General features: G+C 64.6%; 23 protein-coding genes and 1 pseudogene. 5 read left to right on the top strand and 19 right to left on the bottom strand.

Annotated features, from left to right (window positions below; translation table 11 throughout):
* Window positions 1-37 precede the first annotated feature (37 nt).
* The 6 genes from ABVQ20_RS01715 to ABVQ20_RS01690 form a co-directional block, all read right to left on the bottom strand.
* The gene (locus ABVQ20_RS01715; protein WP_354457772.1) at window positions 38-556 is read right to left on the bottom strand and encodes a DoxX family protein; all 519 of its coding nucleotides are present in this window, start codon (window positions 554-556) and stop codon (window positions 38-40) included.
* Between the two features lie 396 nt (window positions 557-952).
* A complete protein-coding gene (locus ABVQ20_RS01710) occupies window positions 953-1,345 on the bottom strand; it encodes a tetratricopeptide repeat protein (protein WP_354462087.1) in 393 nt (130 codons plus the stop codon).
* A 118-nt stretch (window positions 1,346-1,463) separates the two neighbouring features.
* Complete coding sequence (locus tag ABVQ20_RS01705) at window positions 1,464-2,435, bottom strand: MBL fold metallo-hydrolase (RefSeq protein ID WP_354457771.1); 972 nt, start codon at window positions 2,433-2,435, stop codon at window positions 1,464-1,466.
* A 112-nt stretch (window positions 2,436-2,547) separates the two neighbouring features.
* A complete protein-coding gene (locus ABVQ20_RS01700; RefSeq protein WP_354457770.1) occupies window positions 2,548-2,793 on the bottom strand; it encodes a DUF680 domain-containing protein in 246 nt (81 codons plus the stop codon).
* Between the two features lie 60 nt (window positions 2,794-2,853).
* Complete coding sequence (locus ABVQ20_RS01695; protein ID WP_354457769.1) at window positions 2,854-3,093, bottom strand: DUF680 domain-containing protein; 240 nt, start codon at window positions 3,091-3,093, stop codon at window positions 2,854-2,856.
* A 386-nt stretch (window positions 3,094-3,479) separates the two neighbouring features.
* Window positions 3,480-4,598, bottom strand: a complete 1,119-nt coding sequence (locus ABVQ20_RS01690; RefSeq protein WP_354457768.1) for a KamA family radical SAM protein — start codon at window positions 4,596-4,598, stop codon at window positions 3,480-3,482.
* 364 nt (window positions 4,599-4,962) lie between these two features.
* Between ABVQ20_RS01690 and ABVQ20_RS01685 the strand changes: the two genes are divergently transcribed.
* The gene (locus tag ABVQ20_RS01685; protein ID WP_354457767.1) at window positions 4,963-6,624 is read left to right on the top strand and encodes an acyl-CoA synthetase; all 1,662 of its coding nucleotides are present in this window, start codon (window positions 4,963-4,965) and stop codon (window positions 6,622-6,624) included.
* 75 nt (window positions 6,625-6,699) lie between these two features.
* Here the strand turns inward: ABVQ20_RS01685 and ABVQ20_RS01680 are convergent, their stop codons facing one another.
* On the bottom strand, window positions 6,700-6,981 hold the full coding sequence (locus ABVQ20_RS01680) for a hypothetical protein (RefSeq protein ID WP_354457766.1): 282 nt from the start codon (window positions 6,979-6,981) through the stop codon (window positions 6,700-6,702).
* A gap of 298 nt (window positions 6,982-7,279) precedes the next feature.
* Between ABVQ20_RS01680 and ABVQ20_RS01675 the strand changes: the two genes are divergently transcribed.
* The gene (locus ABVQ20_RS01675; protein WP_354457765.1) at window positions 7,280-8,167 is read left to right on the top strand and encodes a hypothetical protein; all 888 of its coding nucleotides are present in this window, start codon (window positions 7,280-7,282) and stop codon (window positions 8,165-8,167) included.
* Window positions 8,168-8,190: 23 nt separating this feature from the next.
* Here the strand turns inward: ABVQ20_RS01675 and ABVQ20_RS01670 are convergent, their stop codons facing one another.
* The 5 genes and pseudogenes from ABVQ20_RS01670 to ABVQ20_RS01650 form a co-directional block, all read right to left on the bottom strand.
* On the bottom strand, window positions 8,191-9,813 hold the full coding sequence (locus ABVQ20_RS01670; protein ID WP_354457764.1) for an ABC-F family ATP-binding cassette domain-containing protein: 1,623 nt from the start codon (window positions 9,811-9,813) through the stop codon (window positions 8,191-8,193).
* Between the two features lie 190 nt (window positions 9,814-10,003).
* A complete protein-coding gene (locus ABVQ20_RS01665; RefSeq protein ID WP_354457763.1) occupies window positions 10,004-10,165 on the bottom strand; it encodes a hypothetical protein in 162 nt (53 codons plus the stop codon).
* Between the two features lie 49 nt (window positions 10,166-10,214).
* Window positions 10,215-10,712, bottom strand: a complete 498-nt coding sequence (locus ABVQ20_RS01660) for a YciE/YciF ferroxidase family protein (protein ID WP_354457762.1) — start codon at window positions 10,710-10,712, stop codon at window positions 10,215-10,217.
* Between the two features lie 267 nt (window positions 10,713-10,979).
* Window positions 10,980-12,143 carry an extracellular catalytic domain type 1 short-chain-length polyhydroxyalkanoate depolymerase gene (locus ABVQ20_RS01655; protein ID WP_354457761.1) on the bottom strand — a complete coding sequence of 388 codons (1,164 nt, stop codon included), beginning with the start codon at window positions 12,141-12,143 and terminating at the stop codon, window positions 10,980-10,982.
* A 126-nt stretch (window positions 12,144-12,269) separates the two neighbouring features.
* Window positions 12,270-12,452 (bottom strand): annotated as a pseudogene (locus ABVQ20_RS01650) (2OG-Fe(II) oxygenase); the annotation flags it as partial.
* A gap of 64 nt (window positions 12,453-12,516) precedes the next feature.
* Here ABVQ20_RS01650 and ABVQ20_RS01645 point away from each other — a divergent pair.
* The 3 genes from ABVQ20_RS01645 to ABVQ20_RS01635 are packed head-to-tail and all read left to right on the top strand — an operon-like array spanning window position 12,517 to window position 14,823.
* Complete coding sequence (locus ABVQ20_RS01645; RefSeq protein WP_354457760.1) at window positions 12,517-12,951, top strand: hypothetical protein; 435 nt, start codon at window positions 12,517-12,519, stop codon at window positions 12,949-12,951.
* A gap of 7 nt (window positions 12,952-12,958) precedes the next feature.
* Window positions 12,959-13,879: a hypothetical protein gene (locus ABVQ20_RS01640; protein WP_354457759.1), complete on the top strand. Its 921-nt coding sequence runs from the start codon at window positions 12,959-12,961 to the stop codon at window positions 13,877-13,879.
* Window positions 13,876-14,823 (top strand): hypothetical protein, encoded by a 948-nt coding sequence (locus ABVQ20_RS01635; RefSeq protein WP_354457758.1) that lies wholly within the window; start codon window positions 13,876-13,878, stop codon window positions 14,821-14,823. The genes ABVQ20_RS01640 and ABVQ20_RS01635 overlap by 4 nt, the downstream gene beginning before the upstream one ends.
* A 75-nt stretch (window positions 14,824-14,898) precedes the next feature.
* Here the strand turns inward: ABVQ20_RS01635 and ABVQ20_RS01630 are convergent, their stop codons facing one another.
* From ABVQ20_RS01630 to ABVQ20_RS01600, 7 genes are all read right to left on the bottom strand, one after another.
* Window positions 14,899-15,636: a 2OG-Fe(II) oxygenase gene (locus tag ABVQ20_RS01630; RefSeq protein WP_354457757.1), complete on the bottom strand. Its 738-nt coding sequence runs from the start codon at window positions 15,634-15,636 to the stop codon at window positions 14,899-14,901.
* Complete coding sequence (locus ABVQ20_RS01625) at window positions 15,633-16,283, bottom strand: methylated-DNA--[protein]-cysteine S-methyltransferase (RefSeq protein WP_354457756.1); 651 nt, start codon at window positions 16,281-16,283, stop codon at window positions 15,633-15,635. Before ABVQ20_RS01625 ends, ABVQ20_RS01630 begins: the two co-directional genes overlap by 4 nt.
* Window positions 16,284-16,355: 72 nt before the next feature.
* Window positions 16,356-16,601, bottom strand: a complete 246-nt coding sequence (locus tag ABVQ20_RS01620; protein WP_354457755.1) for a hypothetical protein — start codon at window positions 16,599-16,601, stop codon at window positions 16,356-16,358.
* 14 nt (window positions 16,602-16,615) lie between these two features.
* On the bottom strand, window positions 16,616-17,266 hold the full coding sequence (gene alkB, locus ABVQ20_RS01615) for a DNA oxidative demethylase AlkB (RefSeq protein ID WP_354457754.1): 651 nt from the start codon (window positions 17,264-17,266) through the stop codon (window positions 16,616-16,618).
* Window positions 17,266-18,357 carry a bifunctional DNA-binding transcriptional regulator/O6-methylguanine-DNA methyltransferase Ada gene (gene ada, locus ABVQ20_RS01610; RefSeq protein ID WP_435528405.1) on the bottom strand — a complete coding sequence of 364 codons (1,092 nt, stop codon included), beginning with the start codon at window positions 18,355-18,357 and terminating at the stop codon, window positions 17,266-17,268. The genes alkB and ada overlap by 1 nt, the downstream gene beginning before the upstream one ends.
* A gap of 206 nt (window positions 18,358-18,563) precedes the next feature.
* Window positions 18,564-19,013 (bottom strand): ester cyclase, encoded by a 450-nt coding sequence (locus ABVQ20_RS01605; RefSeq protein WP_354457752.1) that lies wholly within the window; start codon window positions 19,011-19,013, stop codon window positions 18,564-18,566.
* A gap of 207 nt (window positions 19,014-19,220) precedes the next feature.
* Entirely contained in the window at window positions 19,221-19,718 is a 498-nt protein-coding gene (locus ABVQ20_RS01600) for a hypothetical protein (protein ID WP_354457751.1), read from the bottom strand.
* Between the last annotated feature and the right edge of the window lie 16 nt (window positions 19,719-19,734).

Below are 19,734 nucleotides of genomic sequence, written 5' to 3'. Positions count from 1 at the left end.
CGCGATCCGCGGCAGTCCGCTTCGTGGAAGCCGCGCTTCAGATCGGCAGGCTGGTTTCGCCCTGGTGGCGATCGGCCGCCATGAGCGCGCCAACCATCTCCTTGCCGTGCCGCTGCTGCCTCACATACCCCGCCGCCACCCCATCCAGCGAAACCTTCCCCGCCCCTGCAACCGCCAGCACGAACATCCCGCCTGCAATCGCCAGATCCTTTTCGAAATGCAGCAGTTCGTTCTGGCTGGCGAAGTTGGTGTGGAAGAGGGTTGCCGTTGCCAGGCAGAACAGGCCGAGCCCAATGGCACCGAGGCGGGTCAGCAGGCCGAGGCCGATGGAGAGCCCTGCCCCCAGCTGCAGCGCGATGGTGGCGATGAACAGCGGCAGGCCGACGCCCTGGGTGGCCATGGCCTTGGCGGCGGCGTCGAAATGGGTGGTGAGCGTCACGCCTTCATGCAGGAACAGCAGGGAAAGCAGCAGGCGGCCGGCCAGCAGGGTGATGTCCTTGACGTGCGATTTGGTGGCGAGGGCTTGCAGTTTTGTGGTGAGTTCGGTGGGTGTCATGGTCAGGCTCCGATTTTTGGGACAGGCCGGCGCGGCGCGTCCGAGTGCGCGCGCGACATGGCTGATGCCAATGTCTGGTGTTTGAAAGGGCCGGAGCCGGCGCAATGGGGGACGATGCCGGCTCCGGCAAGGGGCGCCAGCCACGCGCGCCCGAAGCTGTGATCATGGGGTGAGGTTGGCGCCAGGCCCCCCTCATCCGGCCGCTTCGCGTCCACCTGTGCCGGGGCGAGGCACGGGCCTCGCCCGTCCTTCGGCCCCCCGTTGGGGAGAAGAGGCTGCCGCGACGTCGGCGACCTCCTCTCCCCTCGGGGAGAGGTCGGATTGCCCCGAATTGCTCTTGCAATTCGGTTGGCAATCCGGGTGAGGGGGACGCGCCCGAGAAGCGCCCTGTCGGCCCTACTTCGTCACCTTGGTGTCGATGGCCTTCTGCAGGTCTGCCAGTTCCTCGCAGCCGGCGGGGCAGAGTTTCTGCAGCGATGCCAGCTGCTCGTTGGCCTTGGGCATGTCGCCGGTCTCGACATAGAGCTCGCCCAGATATTCCCGGGCGGCCTTGTGGTCGGGTTTCAGCTCCAGCGCCTTGCTGTAGTAGGTCAGCGCGGTCTTGTAGTCGCCGGTCTTGCGCAGCGTGAAGCCGAGCAGATTGTAGACGTCGGCTTGCTGGTTGTCCTGCGCCAGGTCGCGCAATTGGGCCAGCGCGCCCCGATAATCCTTGGCGTCGATCTTGGCCTTCACGGCGGTGAGGTCGGGCGCGTCGCCGCCCTCGATGTCGTCGACCGCATAGGCCGGCATGACGGTGGCAACGGGCACCACGGTCAGCACGGCAATGGCGCCGAGCAGGCCGTACAGGGCGTGCTTGCTATGGAGGAACTGTTTCATTGTCTTTCTCGCTTTGTGAGGGTTGCCGCGTTCAAATTTCAACCGGCGTGAAGCCGTAGGCATTGCCGTCCTTGACGAAGGTGCCAGTGCCCGGGAATGGGAAGTGCGAACCGGAAATACGGATATTGTCTGATATCACCCGGTCGATGATCTTGTGGCGCGTGGCGATGGCCGTTGGCCCGTCCTGGTCGTAGCTGCCTTGCCATTCCGGATGCGGCGCCAACAGCGCCGGCACATACATCGTGTCGGCCGAGATCATGATCTGCTCCTTGCCGGAGTTGGCGAGGTACACCGAATGTCCCGGCGTGTGGCCGGGGGCGGCGATGATCTGGATGCCCGGCGCCACCTCGGCGCCGTCCTCGACCAGCTTCCAGTTCTTCCACTTTGGAAAGTTGTCGGCGATGCGCTTGCCCGCCGGCTTGCGTCCCTCGGGCAGTTTTGCGAGCCGGCTGGGGTCGGTCCACCAATTGTACTCGGCGGCATTGACGATCAGCTCGGCATTGGGGAACACCGGCGCGCTGGTGCCCTTTTCCATCAGGCCCCAGACATGGTCGGGGTGGAAATGCGAGATCATGATGGTGTCGATCGCCTTGTAGTCGATGCCGGCGGCGGCCATGTTGGCCGGCAGGTGGGTGGCGTTGGTCTGCCACTGGCCAACGCCCGAGCCGGCATCCATCATGATCAGCTTGCCGTTCATCTTGAGCACGACGACGGTGAGCGGGATGGGCATGAAGTCGGTGGTCAGGCCCGCCTTGGCCAGCGCAGCCTTGGTGTCGTCGACCGAAGCGTTGGCGAAGAAAGCCGGGTCGTGCGGCTTGCGCCAGATGCCGTCATAGATGGCGGTGATCTCGATATCGCCGACCTTGTATTTGTAGAAGCCGACCGTGGGTTCCACCGGCGTTTGGGCGAAGGCGGGTCGGGTGAATTCCAGCGTGCCGGCAAGGCCGAAAGCGGCAGCAGCGGCGGCGGAACCCAGCAATGTGCGACGTGTCATGCTGAACATTGTGATCTCCTTGTGAAGCGGTGATGGGAGGTGACGGAGGGCCACGCCACATGGCCCTCCGTCCTGATGTGGACTGGGTCGGGACCTTGAGGGTCAGCCCCAACCCGTGAACTCAGTTGCCCGGGATAGGCGGGCCGACGAATCCGTCCATATCAGTCTGGGGAGCCGCCTGACTGGGACCGGTCTTCACCTTGGTGTCGACCTTGTTCTGGCGCGCCGTGTAGGGGATCGAGGCGGTAGCCGTGCTGTCGACGGCGGCAAGCGGCTGATTGGAGTTGTTGGCGCCGTGGTCACTGCCGGCGAAGGCACCGGTGGTGGCCAGGAGCATGGCAGCTGCGGCAAGAGCGATGTTTTTCATGGCGATGGTTCCTGTTTGTGCGGGTTGAAGTTGGTCAGGGGTCGATGGTCGGTGGCGCATTCAGTTGCCCCAGATACCGTCGCGGTTGTGCCGGTCGATCGTGTCCTGCACCGACTCTTGGCTCGGCCCTGTCGTCACCTTGGTGTCGACGCCGTGCTGGCGTGGGGGAATGGAAGCCGTGGCATTGGTGTCGACTGCAGCGACCGGCTGGTTGGAATTGTTGGCGCCATGGTCGCTGCCGGCAAAGGCAGCGCTTGAGGCAAGCAGCATGGCAGCCACGCTGAGAGCGAGCTTGTTCATGTCCATAAGTCCTTGTTCTGTTTCCTGGATGCGGGCCGGGAGAATGGCCTCGCTACAGAGCAAGACCCGGAAGGGCTGCGCTTTATTCCCGGGGGCAGTGAGATTTTTTTGGAGGGAGAGAAATAGGGTGTGGCGACGCATCGGCGGTCACGCCCAAGGCAATCGTTTCAATCGCCAAAGTTGGCGCTGCCCCTCATCGCCCTGCCGGGCACTTCTCCCCGTATAGTGACGGGGAGAAGGAGGCCGGCCGCAGCCTCGGCCCCTATTTTGCAACGCTGACAATTGGCGAAATCGGCGATAACAGCGCCCCTCTCCCCGTCCCTATACGGGGAGAGGATGCCGGCAGGCAGGTGAGGGGCGGCGCCAACTACGGTAAAAGTTGTTTCCTAGGTTTCCACCACCTCCCGATACCCCCTCACCTCGCCATCCAGCCCGCGTATCCGCCAGTTCTCCCCGTCCCGCGCTTCGACATAGCACGGCCCAAGTGGCACCTTGCCGCCGCCTTCCGGCAGGTCCAGCACATAGACGGGGTTGCAGATGCCCGACAGTCGCGCGCGCAGCGCTTCGGCCAGCGTTTGGCCCTGCGCAATCGTGGTGCGACGGTGGGCCATGCCGCGCGCGAGGTCGCCATGGTGGAGGTAATAGGGCTTGACGCCCAACCGGTACATCAGCTCGCGGCACAGTTCCTCCAGCACCTCGACCGTATCGTTGACGCCTTTCAAGAGAACGCTCTGGTTGAGCAGCACGAAGCCGGCTTGCCGCAGTGTGCGGCAGGCCATTTCGGTGGCGTTGGTGATTTCACGCGGATGATTGAAATGGGTGACGACGGTCACCATCAGCCGGCCCTCCAGGGCCGAGACCAACCCGGCGGTGACGCGCGAGGGCAGCGCGACGGGCACGCGGGTGTGGATGCGCAGCAGCCGCACATGGGCGATGGCCTCGATGCGCGTGCGGATCTCGACCAGTGCCTTGTCGGGCAGCGACAGCGGATCGCCACCGGTCAGGATCACCTCGCGTATCTCGGGATGCTCGGCGATATAGGCGAAGGCCGGCTCCAGCGCTTCGCGTGAAAAACCCCGGCCGATCGAGGTCAGCGACTCCTTGCGAAAGCAGAACCGGCAATAGACGGCGCATTGATAGGTCGGGAACAGCAGCACCCGGTCGGCATGGCGATGCGTCAGCCGCGGCACCGGGCTGAAGCCGTGGTCAGCTATGGGATCGTCGAGCTCGCCCTCGTGCTCGACCAGCTCCTCCGGCTGCGGGATGACCTGCAGCCGGATCGGATCGGCGGGGTCGTTCCAGTCGATCAGGTCGAGATAGGCTTTCGGGATGCGAACCTTGTGGTTCGCGGCGGCTTCCTGCGCCGCGGCGCGCTCGGCTGGCGACAGCGGCAGGGAAACGAGATCGCCGGCGTGACGCACGCCGGCGCGGACGTCGGTTTGCCAGGTGGCGTCGGCGTCGGGGGTGACGGCGGACGCTTGGAGTGGGTTGGAGTCTGAAGTCATCGGGTTTCTCAGGGGTGCTTTGCTCGCGCGGACCTATCGGGCGGATGGCGAGCAGGGTCAACCATCTGTCACCGTCGCATTCCTTCGCGCCCCTCTCTGTCCTGCCGGACATCTCCCCCACGAGGGGGGAGATCAGAAGTCACGCCCGCTTTCGCCAATCTCCCACGTTGCAAGGGAAGAACCAGCGCTCGAACCGCCAATCTCCCCCCTCGTGGGGGAGATGCCCGGCAGGACAGAGGGGGGCGCGACAGAGTGCCAACCTGCCCCACCAACTTTCGCCGCATCGACCACGACAGCGATTTCAGGCATTTAGTACCCCGATAGCGCTCCATGAAGAGATGGAACGCCGCCAGGGAGGATTGCCATGACGACGACACCGGCGCACCCGCCACGCTACGAAGAAGCCCTCGCGCGCTTTCGCATCGAGGATGAAATCGCACGGCTCCAGGGCGATCCCGCGACAGGCCTCAATGCCAGCATCGAATGCTGCGATCGCCACACCGGCCAGAACCGGCTGGCGTTGCGCGCGATCTCCGCCGACGGCCAGCTGCGCGAATTCACCTTCGAGGACCTCCGGGACATGTCCGCGCGCGTCGGCAACGTGCTGAAAGCGGCGGGCGTCGGCCCCGGCGATGTCGTGGCCGGCATGCTGCCGCGCATTCCCGAACTGCTGGCGGTCATTCTCGGCACCTGGCGGATCGGCGCGGTCTATCAGCCGCTGTTCACCGCCTTCGGCCCGAAAGCCATCGACCACCGGCTGAAGACCAGCGGCGCCAGGCTCGTCGTCACCAACACCGCCAATCGCAGCAAGCTCGACGAGGTGGAGGACTGTCCTCGGGTGGCGACCATCCTTTCCCCCAGCGAAGCCTTGCCGGCCGGCGACATCGATTTCCGCGCCGCGTTCGCCGCGGCCTCGCCCTATTGCGAGCCGACGCTACGCAGGGGCGACGACCTGTTCATGATGATGTCGACCTCGGGCACCACCGGTTTCCCGAAGGGCGTGCCCGTGCCGCTTCGCGCGCTGCTGGCCTTCGGCGCCTATATGCGCGATGCCATCGGTCTGCGTCCCGACGATATCTTCTGGAACATCGCCGATCCCGGCTGGGCCTATGGCCTCTACTACGCCATCACCGGGCCCCTGCTGCTCGGCATCGCGACGACACTCCACGAGGGTGCCTTCACCGCCAACAGCACCTACGACATCATCGAGCGGCTGGGCGTCACCAGCCTTGCCGGTTCGCCCACCGCCTTCCGCCTGCTGCTGGCAGGGGGGCCGCAGGCCGCCGCACGCGTCAAGGGGCGGCTGCGAGTCGTCAGCAGCGCCGGCGAACCGCTCAATCCGGAAGTGATCCGCTGGTTCGACGCCCACCTCGCCGCCCCCATCCACGACCATTACGGCCAGACCGAGAACGGCATGATGGTCAACAACCATCACGGCCTGTCGCACAAGGTGCGTCCGGGCTCGGCCGGCTTTGCCATGCCGGGCTACCGCATCGTCGTGCTGGACGACGCCGGGCGGGAACTCGGCCCCAACCAGCCGGGCATCCTCGCCGTCGACATCGCCAACTCGCCGCTGCGCTGGTTCAACGGCTATCACAAGGCGGAAACCCCCGCCATCTCGGGCGGCTACTACCGCAGCGGCGACACGGTGGAGCTGGAGCCGGACGGCTCCATCAGCTTCATCGGCCGGGCCGACGACGTCATCACCTCGTCCGGCTATCGCATCGGGCCGTTCGACGTTGAAAGCGCGCTGATCGAGCATCCCGCGGTGAATGAGGCAGCCGTCGTCGGCGTGCCCGATCCGCAACGCACCGAAATCGTCAAGGCCTTCGTGGTGCTGTCGCCCAGCCACCAAGCCAGCGAGGCGCTCGCCGAGGAACTGGCACAGCATGTGAAAAAGCGGCTCTCGGCTCATGCCTATCCACGCGAGATCGATTTCGTCTCGGAGCTGCCGAAGACGCCGAGCGGCAAGATCCAGCGGTTCCTGCTGAGGAAGGCGGAAGTGGAGAAGCGGAAGCAGACCTGAAGCAGGCCGGGAAAACAATCCGCCCCGCCCCGGACACAGGCACCGCCAAAGCCGACCAAGGCCGTTCGGGCGGGATCAGTGGGGGGCGCCGTCGGACCGATGCAGCAGCCTCCAGGTCGAGCCGACGCGACCGTGGAATTGCGATGCGAAATGTTCGGCGGCAACACCTTCCAGGCCGTCATCGACCAGCGCCTCGATGCTCCGGCGCATCAAGACGAGTTGCATCTCCCGTGCGTGTTCGAAGTCCGCCTCGCTCATGATTGCCGTGACGTGGTAAGCGATAACGGGCTGGCCGAGGCACGACAGCAAAGCACTCGCTTCGGCTGTCACTGCCGTAACTGCTTCTTCGATCTTCATTCTGGCGCTCCTCATCAAAAATGATGCTGACGCCTCCCCGTTTGGCGACGGTGTTCCGTCGCTTCTTTTTTGGAATTCAGCCTGTCGCCCACCAACGAAAGCGGCGCGCCAGTTTACAATGGCTCTCTTGTTTCAGGCCCCTTGGAGAGCCTCGCTGACCCAAAACCAGTATCCTGCAAATTTGAATCAAAGGCGACAGGATAGTTAATTGATGGTTAATGCGACACGCTCCCACCGAGGCTGCCGCACAATAGCCAAGAAGCCAAGCGATGTGCAGCCGAAACGGGAGGGTTACATCATGCGGTTGGTCTGGACGGTCATGTTTGCGCTTGCAAGCAGTGCTGCTTTCGCGGCCTCGCCGGAGGACGACTACATCGCCGCCCGCGACAAGGCGATTGCAGCCATCGCGGCGCTGAACACCGCGAACGCTCCCGTCGAAACGCTCGATGCAGCCGATGCGAAGGCGCGGTCCGACCTCGAAGGGCGTCTTTCCACCCTTCTCGGCCCCCTGGCGGTTGCGGATTTCCCGGCAACCGGCACCATCAATCTGGAAAGCCTGAGCGACGCCGATGTCGGATACGGTATGCTCGACGGGCTGAGATACGCCAAGAGCGACGACGGCCCGAGCCTCGTGGCAACGACGCGGGGGCTGCTCGGACGCTGGCTCCAGTCCAGGGCCGCCGATACGGATACCGGCCTCAGGCTGCCCACCGGCATCGATGAGGCCGTGAAGCTCGATGCCTTCTACACCCAGGCGATCAACAGCGACGCCGCCTTCTCGGGAACGCTCGACTTTCCGCTGAAGAAGCCTGAAGGCGCCGACATCGCCATGGCGCGGCTTGGCGGCTGGACGCAGGATGTCGGCCCGATCTACGAGCAGCAGGTCGTCGTCACGCTTGTCAAGGGCAACAGCGTCATGATCGCCTCGGCGCCCGCCGCCCCCGCTGTTCCAAGGATCGCGGCCTGCGACGCCTTGTGGACCTCGGCCAACGACACCGCCCAGAAACTGGCCGCCCAGGCATCCGAGCAGAACGACGAAAAGGCGTATGACACCGCCAATGCCGCCTGGGAGAAAGGCGACGGCGACTACCGCGCCTGCATGTCCCAGAACCTGCCGGGCGACCCCGCCTTCCCCGCGCTTGTCGCCCAGGCGCAGCAACTTGCCGATCACATGGCCGGCAAATAGGCCTCGAAGGGAACTCGCTCCCCCTAGCTCCGCAGCCCCGGCGCCTCGTGCCCGGTGCGCTCCACATATTCAGTATAGCCGCCACCATAGGTGTGGACGCCCTCGGGCGTCAGTTCCAGCACGCGGTTGGAGAGTTTCGCCAGGAAGTGCCGGTCGTGCGAGACGAACAGCATCGTGCCCTCATACTGCGACAGTGCCGTGATCAGCATTTCCTTGGTGGCGATGTCCAGATGGTTGGTCGGCTCGTCCAGCACCAGCAGGTTGGGCGGATCGAACAGCATCAGCGCCATCACCAGCCGCGCCTTCTCGCCGCCCGAAAGCACGCGGCAGCGCTTCTCGATCTCGTCACCGGAAAAGCCGAAGCAGCCGGCGAGCGCGCGCAGCGGCGCCTGGCCTGCCTGCGGAAACGCGTCCTCCAGCGTCTGGAATACGGTGCGCTCGCCCTCCAGGAGATCCATGGCGTGCTGGGCGAAATAGCCCATCTTCACGCTCGGGCCGCGCGCCACCGTGCCATCGTCGGGCTCGGAGGCGCCCGCCACCAGCTTCAAGAGCGTCGATTTGCCCGCGCCGTTGACGCCCATGATGCACCAGCGCTCGCGCCGGCGGACCTGGAAATCCAGCCCCTCATAGATGCTGCGGCTGCCATAGCGCTTGTGGATGTTCTTCAAGGTCACCACGTCCTCGCCCGAGCGCGGCGCCGGCTGGAACTCGAACGACACGGTCTGGCGGCGCTTGGGCGGCTCCACCTTGTCGATCTTGTCCAGCTTCTTCACCCGGCTCTGCACCTGGGCGGCATGCGAGGCGCGCGCCTTGAAGCGCTCGATGAAGGCGATCTCCTTGGCCAGCATCGCCTGCTGGCGGTCGAATTGCGCCTGCTGCTGCTTGTCGGCGATCGCCCGCTGCTGCTGGTAGAATTCGTAATTGCCGGAATAGGCGGTCAGCGAGCCGCCATCGATCTCGACGATCTTGTTGACGATGCGGTTCATGAACTCGCGGTCGTGCGAGGTCATCAGCAGCCCACCGTCGAAGTTCTTGAGGAAGGATTCCAGCCAGATCAGGCTTTCGAGATCCAGATGGTTGCTCGGCTCGTCGAGCAGCAGCGCATCGGGGCGCATCAAGAGAATACGCGCCAGCGCCACGCGCATCTTCCAGCCGCCGGACAGTTTTCCGACATCGCCGTCCATCATCTCCTGGGAAAAGCCGAGACCGTCGAGAACCTCGCGCGCGCGGCCATCGAGCGAATAGCCGTCCAGCTCCTCGAAGCGGTGCTGCGCCTCGCCATATTTCTCGATGATGTCGTCCATCTCGTCGGCGCGGTCGGGATCGCCCATGGCGGCTTCCAGCTCGCTCATCTCGCGGATCAGCTCGCTCACCGGCCCGGCGCCGTCCATGGTTTCGGCGACAGCACTGCGGCCGCCCATCTCACCGACATCCTGGCTGAAATAGCCGATGGTCACGCCGCGATCGACCTGCACCTGGCCCTCATCGGGCAGTTCCTGCCCGGTGATCATGCGAAACAATGTGGTCTTGCCGGCGCCGTTGGGGCCGACGAGCCCGACCTTCTCGCCCTTCTGCAAGGCAGCCGAGGCTTCGATAAAGACGATCTGCCGGCCATTCTGCTTGCCGATGCTTTCGAGACGAATCATGATTTTCCGGGGAGGTCTGGAAATTGAAGGGGATTTTCCCCGGCCAATACGCGATCGGCGGCGTGCGCGAAAGCTTGCAAACGGCTCCCGCGCGAAAAAGCCGCTCCTGACCGTGACAGGGCGTCGTTGGCAGCGCCTGGCGTTGCCCGCCCCTGGTTTCGATCATCGTCAAATTCGAAACGGGGCGTCGTCAGCCCTCGTCCTTGGTTTTCCGGGCTTCCTGCTCGCCCTTGGCCTTGCCGTGCTCCTTGGCAAGTTCCTTGGCCTGCCGTGGCGAGACATCGGTTTGCTCGGCGATACGCAATGCTTCCTGGTCGGAAATGCGATGGTCTTTCGATGGGGTATTTGCCATTGAAACCTCCAAAGGAGGCCCGCCGAACGCCGGCAGGCCTCCTGTTAGCTCAGGCTGCTTCTGCTTGCTGATTGACGACTGTTGTGGCGATGCCCGTCAGGGCTTCATCGGTCGCCTTTTCTTCCTTCAACGTCGCCTCAAGCAGCGCGACCGCATCCTTCAGGCCAAGCTCGCCCGCCCATGTGCGCATCGTGCCGTAGCGTGAAATCTCATAGTGCTCGACTGCCTGCGCGGCTGCCAGAAGCCCGGCGTCAAGCGCCGGCGATCCCTTGTATTCTTCCATGATTTCCGCGCCCTCGTCGGTGATGCCGACGATCGCTGCGCAGGTCTTGCCCTGCGGCTTCTTGTCGATGATGGCGAACACCTTCTCGAGGCGGGCGACATGCCCTTCGGTTTCGGTGCGATGCTTCTCGAAGGCAGCCTTCAAGTCGGCGCTCTGGGCCGCCTTGGCCATCTTGGGCAAGGTTGCGAGGATCTTCTTCTCGGCAAAATAGATGTCTTTCAGCGTGTCATGAAAAAGGTCTGCGAGCATTTTCTGTTTGGCCATTGTCTTCTCCTGTGGGGCTTGCCCTCGCAGGGACAATGAGCGGTCCAATGAATTGTTCCGCGCCACCATCATCAGGCTCTTGTCGAGAGTCTCGCTGCGGAAAGACGCGGTCGTCTCCTCGCGCGATTGCTGGCAAGGCCTGGTTCCGCGGGGCTTTGAGACATCGCCAAAGCCCTGCCAATACCCCCCATGACATGTCGGAACCTCACGGCTTGGCGGAACATTGTGGCTGAGAGCAACAGCCCCAAAAACCCACACCAGGAGCGGCTAGCGCATCAAGCCTGCCGCGCGCAGCGCATCCTCGATGACCTTGGTTATGCCGGTGGATGAACCGCGTGCCTCAGGCCGCGGTTCATCCGTCGGGTCCATGCGGACCGCGCGCGGCTTTTCCTTCGGGCTGTAGGTCCGTATGGCCGTGCCGAACACGGGCACTGCTGAGGCGGTGTCTGTTTTTGCCTGGCGATGTGCGCCGGCTTTCTCAATGCCCCAGAAGCGGGCGATACGATGTGTGGAGGATATCCCCACATCCAGCATGAATGGGCCGGCGTGGCCAAGCCCGTCATCGCCATTCGTCTTCAATGGCGTGCCATGGCCCATGCGGGCAATGGTATATTTCTCGACCAGTTCGCGGCCATCGGCGTCGCACCAGATCTGCCGTGTCTGTCCGTCGACGGTTTCCACCCGTGTGGGCTTGGCGCCCAGGCCATGCACCCCCAACCATTGAGCGAGGATCGCATCCGCGTTGGACGGCACGACGGTCGTGTCGGCCGAGCCTTGCCAGACCGAAATCCTCGGCCACGGACCCTTGTGGGGCGAGGCCGCGCGCAAGCGCTGCTGCAGTTCGGCCTTTGACGGACCGCCATGGCCGCGCATACGGTCGAAGGCTTCGGGGATCGTTGAGGCGCTCCCATAGGCAAGGCCCGCGATGATGGCACCGCCGGCGAATACCTCCGGATAGGCAGCCAGCATTGCAGTCGCCATGGCGCCGCCTGCCGACAGGCCGGTGATGTAAATGCGCTCGCGGTCGAGACCATGGGCGACGACCACGGCTTCGATCATCTGGCGAATGGAAAGCGCTTCGCCACTGTCGCGGCTGATGTCTCCAGGCACGAACCAGTTGAAGCAGAGATTGGCATTGTTGGCGCGCTGCTGCTCGGGAAACAGAACCGCGAAACCCTCCTGGTCCGCGAGCTGTGACCACCCGGAACCGTGATCATAAGCGGCGGCACTCTGGGTGCAGCCATGCAGCACGACGACGAGGGCTCCATTCTCGGGCACGTTTTCAGGAATGTAGACGCGTGCACGCAAGGCGCCGGGATTAGAGCCGAATCCGGTCACGTCCGACAAACGGTCTGGATAATTGGAGTGCGAAGCACCCTGCCGGCCGCTCATCGCGCTCAGGCGAGCGATCGTGTCTGATATGTTTCGCAACTCGGTATCCTCGTCCGCCGGAATGGCGATGCCCGCGCACAACGCACTTGCAGCAATATCGTTGCTGCACCGCACAATAACAAGCTGTGGCGTACCCAGCGTGATGCGACGGCCTTTGCCGGCCCGCTACTTGGCGTCGTGGAAGATAATCCCCACCGTATGCCGCATGCCCGACCGCAGGCGGCTGACGCCGTGGCGCGGCGGCACCACTTCGACCTGGCTCCGCATGCGCGGGCGCAGTTCGGTCAGCACGAACTCGCCACCAGTCAAATCCTCGCCAGGCTCCGGCAGCAGGATGACGCCCCTCAGATTGACCCAACGTCAATTCCTTGCAAAGCTGGCAATTGATAGGCGCCAGGCTTGCGGGGGCGTGATGGCAAAGAAGGCTCAAGACGGAACTCCGGCCCCTCCGGGAGGCGTGCCGGGGGGCACGTTCGGCTTCCTGCAGGCAGCCATCAAGGCCGTGCCCGCCGTCCGCTACGCGCTCGGCGTCGGCGGCATCGCAGCGGTCATCGCGATCGTTGCCTCCTTCCTTGACCTGCGCATTGCATTGGTCGGCATACCGATCCTGTTCGTCTTCATGGTTGTGCTGGTCATTTTCGCGCGCCTGGCGGACAACGCGCCCGGGCTGCGCTGGGCGATCTCGGCGCTGGTCTGGTTTTCCGTGCTGCTCTTGATTTTCGCGACCGCGCTGTTCGCGCTCACCTTCTTCGTGCGCGCCGACATACTGCATGGCTGGGGCCTCAACAGCTTCTACGACCTGTTCGGCTGGCAACCCGCCCCCCCGCCGACCACCAAAACGCCCTGATACCGCCATGGCCAGACGGGTGACCAGCGCCGACCCCGTACAGCCGAGGGCGGGGGCTCGGGCCGCGCTGGCCGGCTGGATCAGCCAAGCGGTCGCGACCGTGCCAGCCCTGCGCTACGCGCTGGCCCTCGGCGTGATCGCGGCATTGGTTGCGATCGTCGCCGGCTTCCTCGACTGGCGGGTTGCTGTCTTCGGAATCCTCTTCCTGTTGCTGATGATGACCGTGCTTATTGTCGTATCCAGGCTGGCCGAAGACCGGGGCATCAGCCTGCGGATAGCGATCTACCTGGTGGTCTACTTCTCGATCGCGATACTCTTCCTTGTCACCAGCCTGTTCACGCTGACATTCTTCGTGCGGCCGGAGACGCTGCGCGCGAATTTCCACCTGAACTCTTTCTACGAGATGGTCGGGCTTCAGCCGAGCGAGGCCGTTCTGAAGCGCAATGCCGGCCAATACATCACCGAGTTCGACGATGCCCTTGGCGGCGCGGCAACGCCGACCATGGTCGCGGCGGCGATCGAGCGGACGACGGTATTCTGGCGGCAACCCGAACAGCGCGACATCCTGCGCGGATACCGGTGCGGCGATCCGTCGAGCAAGATCATCTTCGATAAATCGGCGCAATATGTGTTCGCCAACAGCACCTTGATGGCCGATGTGGACACGGTGACACGCTATTACGATTCAGTGGCGCGCTGCGTGCTGCGTGGGGAATGCGACGTCGACCAGGTATGCGCCTATTTCGGACAGCAGATGGACGACTTCCAGCGCCAGTACACCACCTATTTTCGCGAGATCCGCATTCTCGAAGGTCACGATCCGATCGCCAATGTGCGCCAACTTGTGTTCAAGACCTGCCCGAAACAGGACGAGCCGCCAGTTGGCCACGAGGCGCTGGATTGCAAGGCACAGGGGAATCCACCATGAGGCTGAAGGCACTGCTTGGCTGCGTCGCTTTCTTGCTGCTTGCCCTGTGTCGCCCCGGCCTGGCGCAAGACAAAGAGCCGTTTCTTATCCTGCTCACGACGCCTTCGCCAGCGCTGGAGGAGCGTTTCCGCGCCGGCTGCGAGGCAGCGGCCGCGGAACTGAAGATCGCCTGCGATGTCGTTGCCCTGTCCGGCGGGCCACAGGAAGGTATCGCCAAAATCAATGAATTCATCGCCAGCGGAGGTGCCGGCATCGTGCTGCAGATTTATGGCGGCGCCGACGATCAGGCCTATGTCGAAGCCGTCAAGCTCGCCAGGAATGCGGGCCTTGCGGTGGTGATTGCCAGTACCAGCCTCATCGAAGCCGCATCGCCTTTTGCCGACATCGCGACGTCTATCGTCGGCGTCGACGCCGAGACCTTCGTCAGCAGGGTCAGCGACGCGATCAAGACCGCCGGCGCCAGGAACACGGCCTTCTGCCTGCTCCGCTTCGAGCAGGCCCCCTCGCCTTTGAAGCTCGCTTACGACGCGGTGGCGAAAGCACTCGAGGAGGCGGGCGCCAAACGCTCCGAAGCCTGCCCCGAGGCACTCGTCTTCCTGGGCTCCTTCGAGGAGACGCTGCTTTCGGCGGTCAGGAAGCTGCTCGCCGAGCAGGACGTGCGCTTCGTCATCCTGCCGTTCCGGGCTGGCTCCGACTATATAGACGGCCTCAAGCAGATCGCCGCTGAGGCAGGCCGCGACACCGTCTTCGTATCGGCATGGGCGAGTCCTTTCGAACTCAGCCGGACGGCGACGTGGACGCTTTATCAGAGCGAGAGGGGTGAGAAAGTCGAGACGACAAAGGCCATCCCGCCCACCATCCAGATCAGCACGGGCGCCTATTGCGAAAGCTGCGATTGCAAGAAGGACACCGAGTGCAAGGAATCCTGCGCCAAGTGCAACTGAGGGCCGGCTGCTTGCAGGCGGCCGACAGTCGCGGCGCACGGTCTGTCCGACACGCCGAGATGCGGTGACCTCCTCTCACTTGGCGTCGTGGAAGATAATCCCCACCGTATGCCGCATGCCCGACCGCAGGCGGCTGACGCCGTGGCGCAAATTCACCCGGTAATTGCCCTTCGTGCCCTGCACCGGGCGGTTGTGGACGGCGAAGACCACGGCATCGCCTTGCCTCAGCGGCACCACCTCGACGCGGCTTTGCATGCGCGGGCGCTGTTCGGTCAGCACGAACTCGCCGCCAGTGAAATCCTCGCCCGGCTCCGACAGCAGAATCGCCACCTGCAGCGGAAAGGCGAGATCGCCATAGAGGTCCTGGTGCAGGCAGTTGAAATCGCCGGGCACGTATTGCAGCAGCAGCGGCGTCGGCCGTGTCTGGCCCTGGTCGTGGCATTGTTTCAGGAATGCGGCGTGCTCGGCCGGATAGCGTTGGGCCTGGCCCATGCGCTCGTTCCAGTCATTGGCGACGGTCGCCAGCCTCGGATAGAGGGCGCTGCGCAGGCTGGCGATCAGGTCGGGCAGCGGATAGCGGAAATAGCGATATTCGCCCTTGCCGAAGCCGTGGCGGGCCATGTGGATATGGCTGCGGAAATGGCCTTCCTCCGGATAGAGCCCGGCGATCTGCCGGCACTCGTCCGGCGACAGCAGCTTTTCCATCACCGCGCAGCCATGGCCGCTCAATTCGCCGCCCAGCACCGCCCAGTCATAACGTGCGACGCGGGCCTCGGTCAGCCGGGCAGCGACATCTGTCGAATGGATGGTCATGCCTCGATCTCCCGTGCAGCGATTTCGCTTTCCAGCAGGGCGCGCTTGCGCTCGACGCCCCAGCGATAGCCGGACAGCGTGCCGTCATTGTGGATGACACGATGGCAGGGAATGCCCAGGGCGATCGCGTTGGCCGCGCAGGCATTGGCCACCGCGCGCACCGCTCCGGGCTTGCCGATGCGCCGCGCCAGCGCGCCATAGCTGATCGTGGCGCCGATCGGAATGGTGCGCAGCTCATCCCACACGCGGCGTTGGAACGACGTGCCCCGGCTCATGTCCAGCGGCAGGTCGATCCCCTCGCTGGGATTGGCGATGAAGGTGATAGTGCTGGCCAGGTCCTGGCGAAGCCCCACCTCGTCGCGCTGAAGCCGCACGCCCGGGAAACGGCTGGCAAGGTCGAGCATCAGTTCATCGGCATCCTCGCCGATCAGGATGGCGCAGACGCCGATGGCGCTGCGGGCAACCAGGACCGCGCCGAGTGCGCTCTTTCCGGTTGCGAAGGTGATCTCGTTCGAACCGCCCGTGCGCCTTGTCGGCCGCAGCGGGAAACTGGCGATGTTCACGGTCTTGATGGTATCGAGGTCGAGGCGTTCCATCAGCTTCACTCCTTGTGGACTGTTGATGCCCGACATTAGGATCCCGGCCATCCGCGCTCACTCCGGTCCTTGCTTTCAAATCGATTTTGGTTGGCATAGCCGGCCGCTCGAAAAGAGCGACCGTCAGGCGATGCGGGTCATCGTCGTGCTGCCGAGCAGGAAGACTTCACCGGTCACGAGCCGCAACTCGACATCGCCAGTATCGGACAGGCGCCAGTTGGCATGGCCGTCGCGCACAAGCCGGCCGATACCAGCGATCACCAGGGCCTTGGCACGGTCAGCTGACGACTTCGCGATCGACTCAGGCGCCTCCATGGAGCTGCCGGGTTTGCTGCCATGCTTCATCCCGTGCACCCCTGTCGGCGGCATCATCCCCTCCCCGGCTACAGCGCACCGCGAAAGGTGAGATTGATGCGCATGCGGCCGAGCACCTGGTGCTCGCCATCCCTCAGTTCCGAGACGCCGTGGAAGCAAAGGCGCGACGGCCCGCCCCAGACGGCGACATCGCCGTGGCGCAGCGCGTATTTGCGCAACGTGTCGGTGCGCTTCAGGCCGCCGAACTGGAAGGTGGCGGGAAGGCCGAGCGACACCGAAACGATCGGCCACGAAAGATCGCGCTCGTTGCGGTCCTGATGCAGCGACAGGCGGGCGCCGGGTTCATAGCGGTTGATCAGGCAGGCATCCGGCACGAAGTCCGGGTAGCCGGCCTCGGTGGCGGCGGCGACGGCGAGTTCGAGGAAGCAATGCGGCAGCGCCGGCCATGGCAGGCCGCTGTCCGGGTCGATGCGGTCATAGCGATAGCCACTGCGGTCGCTCACCCAGCCGGCGGCGCCGCAATTGGTCATCGCCACCGACATCACATAGCCGCCGGGCGTCGTCATGTGGCGAAACGGCGCCCGCGCCGTGATCGTGTCCAGCGCGGCGAGGATGGCGACTTCAAACGGCAGTGCCGCGCCGCGCAACAGCACGGCGCCTTCAGCCATCACCTGGCGTGGCGGATCCACGGACTCAAGCCTGTCGAAGAGGTCGCCCATCAGCGTGCGGCGCCGGGCGCCGCCTCGCGGTCGATGAGACAGCGCTTGCGCTCGACGCCCCAGGCATAGCCCGAGAGCGCGCCATCGTTCCGGATCACGCGGTGACAAGGGATGGCCACGGCAAGCTTGTTGGCGGCGCAGGCGCCGGCAACGGCGCGCATGGCCCCCGGCGCGCCGATGCGGCGGGCGATCTCGGCGTAGGAGACTGTCCGCCCGGCGGGAATCTCACGCAACGCCTGCCAGACGCGCTGCTGGAAGGCGGTGCCGCGTACGTCCAGCGGCAGGTCGAGGCCGAGACCGGGCGCCTCGACAAGGCCGACGACACGGGCCACCAGCGCCTCATAATCACGATCGGCGCCGACCAGCCGCGCCCTGGGGAAACGGTCCTGCAGATCCTCAACCAGTTCGCCCGGATCATCGCCGAGCAGGATGGCAGCGACACCCCTGGCGCTTGACGCCACCAGCACCGCGCCCAGCGAGGACTCTGCGACAGCGAAGCGGATTTCCTCGTTCTCGCCGCCGGCGCGGTAGCGTGAGGGCGTCATGCCCAGCATGTCCGTGGACTTTTCGTAGAAGCGACCGCTGGAATTGAAACCGGCATCATAGATGGCGGCGGTGACGCTGGCGCCAGCTTCCAGGCCCTGCCGCACCTTGGCCGCGCGCTGCGCGGCGGCATAGGCCTTCGGCGTCAGACCGGTCGTCGCCTTGAACAGGCGGTGGAAATGGCTGGAACTGCGGCCGACGGAGGCGGCGAGCGTGGCCAGCGACGGCTCCTCCTCGCTCTGTTCGATCAGCCGGCAGGCCGAGGCGATCATGACGGCATTCGCGCCATCGACGGCCGGTTCGTCGGGCCGGCAGCGCTTGCAGGGCCGGAAACCGGTCGCCCTCGCGGCCTGCAGCGTGGCGTGGATCGCGACGTTGCGCGGATTGGCCGCGCGCGATGGGCAGGACGGCCGGCAATAGACGCCGGTGGTCGAGACCGAATACCAGAACTGGCCGTCGGCGCCACGGTCGCGCGTAACGATCAGCGCCCAGCGCGGATCGTCGGTGACTGCCAGCGGGGTGGATTGCGGAATGTCGCGGATTGCCATGTTCATGATCGTTCACCTCTTCGACGATGTCGCATCAGGCTCTCCCTCAAGATGGGAGAAATGGCCCCCGCGAACCACCCGTTTCCTGCCAAGCCGGCGGGAAACGGATGGTTCGCGCGGTACCGAAGCATGATCCCGAAAAGTCGGAACCGGTTTTCTCGGACAAACGGTTCCCGTTTGGCCAGAGATCATGCTCAAGCAAAGCCCTACGCCTGCTTGATCAGGCCAAGCTGCGTCAGCGCCTTGACGCCGTCGTCGAGGCCGATCTCGGAGACGATCCTGCCGTCCTCGATCTTCAGCACGGTGGTGCCGGTGAACCGCATCTTGCGGCCGCTGGCTGCCGGCAGTGACCCCACGAGGAAGTCGCTGAACGCCGCGCCGGTATGCGTACCGCCGCCATCCCATTGGCCGACGACATAGTCGCCCTCAGCGATCAGCTCGGCCGCGCCCCAGAAATGCAGGTCGGGGAACGCCGCGCGGAAGTCGGCCATGAAGGCCTTGATGTCGTCGCGGCCACGGCGCGGCTCATGCAGGGAATAGTGCAGGAGCATGTCGGGCGCCGCCAGTTCGTCGACGATATCGAGGTTGCAGGTCTCGCCCCAGAAATGGGTGAACCAACGGCCGACAATGGCCTTGTTGTCGCTCTCTTTGGACATGATCGATCTCTTTCCTGTCTGTTGGAACGACCCGCCTGATGGCTGGGTCTGATCGATCACTAGCCCGTGCTGGAGGCTGCCAAACTCCGGTTCTTGCCCTGGTATCGAAAGCAGCGGATCGCCCTTGCCAATGTCCAAGCCGAAACAACAGGTTGGAGGCCGCTCCTGATTCAGCTTCGCAGGGTCAGCAGCCGCGATAGCAGCCGCTCAATCGGCGTCGTCGCCGGCGGGTTTGGCCTTGCCGCACTGTGCCAGCACCTTGCCGATGGCCGCACCTGAGCCGGCGAGTGGAAAACTGTTCGCGCCATATCTGTCGGCGCTGACCGTGACCTCGCCTTTCGAGCGCAGCAGGTCCAGCAACGGGTCGGTGCGCGCCAGCTCGATGGTGAAATAATTGTACATGGCTTCGAGCTGGAGCGTCTTCTTCACCGTCTTGCCGCCGGCCTTGAACTCGAACGAAGCGCTGATGCCTGGTTCCAGCTGCTGGCCGGCATCGCCGAGATCATAGCTCAGCACCGGCTTGCCGAAGCAGGCTAACATCAGGTGCGCGTCTGCTTTCGGCCCGCCGCAGACCGAGGCCGTGAGCACGCTGCCGCCCTCGTCTTCCTCCATCCTGGCGTTCCAGCCGCATGACGCGGCAAACGCCGGCTGCCCCGCCAGCAATGCCAGGACGACGCTCCCGATCACCACCGCCTTGGTCCCCATGATTCCCCTCCCCGAC

Origin of the sequence: Mesorhizobium shangrilense (genome assembly GCF_040537815.1) — a bacterium.
Taxonomy (GTDB): domain Bacteria; phylum Pseudomonadota; class Alphaproteobacteria; order Rhizobiales; family Rhizobiaceae; genus Mesorhizobium; species Mesorhizobium shangrilense.
This window is presented reverse-complemented; position numbering and strand designations above follow the sequence as displayed.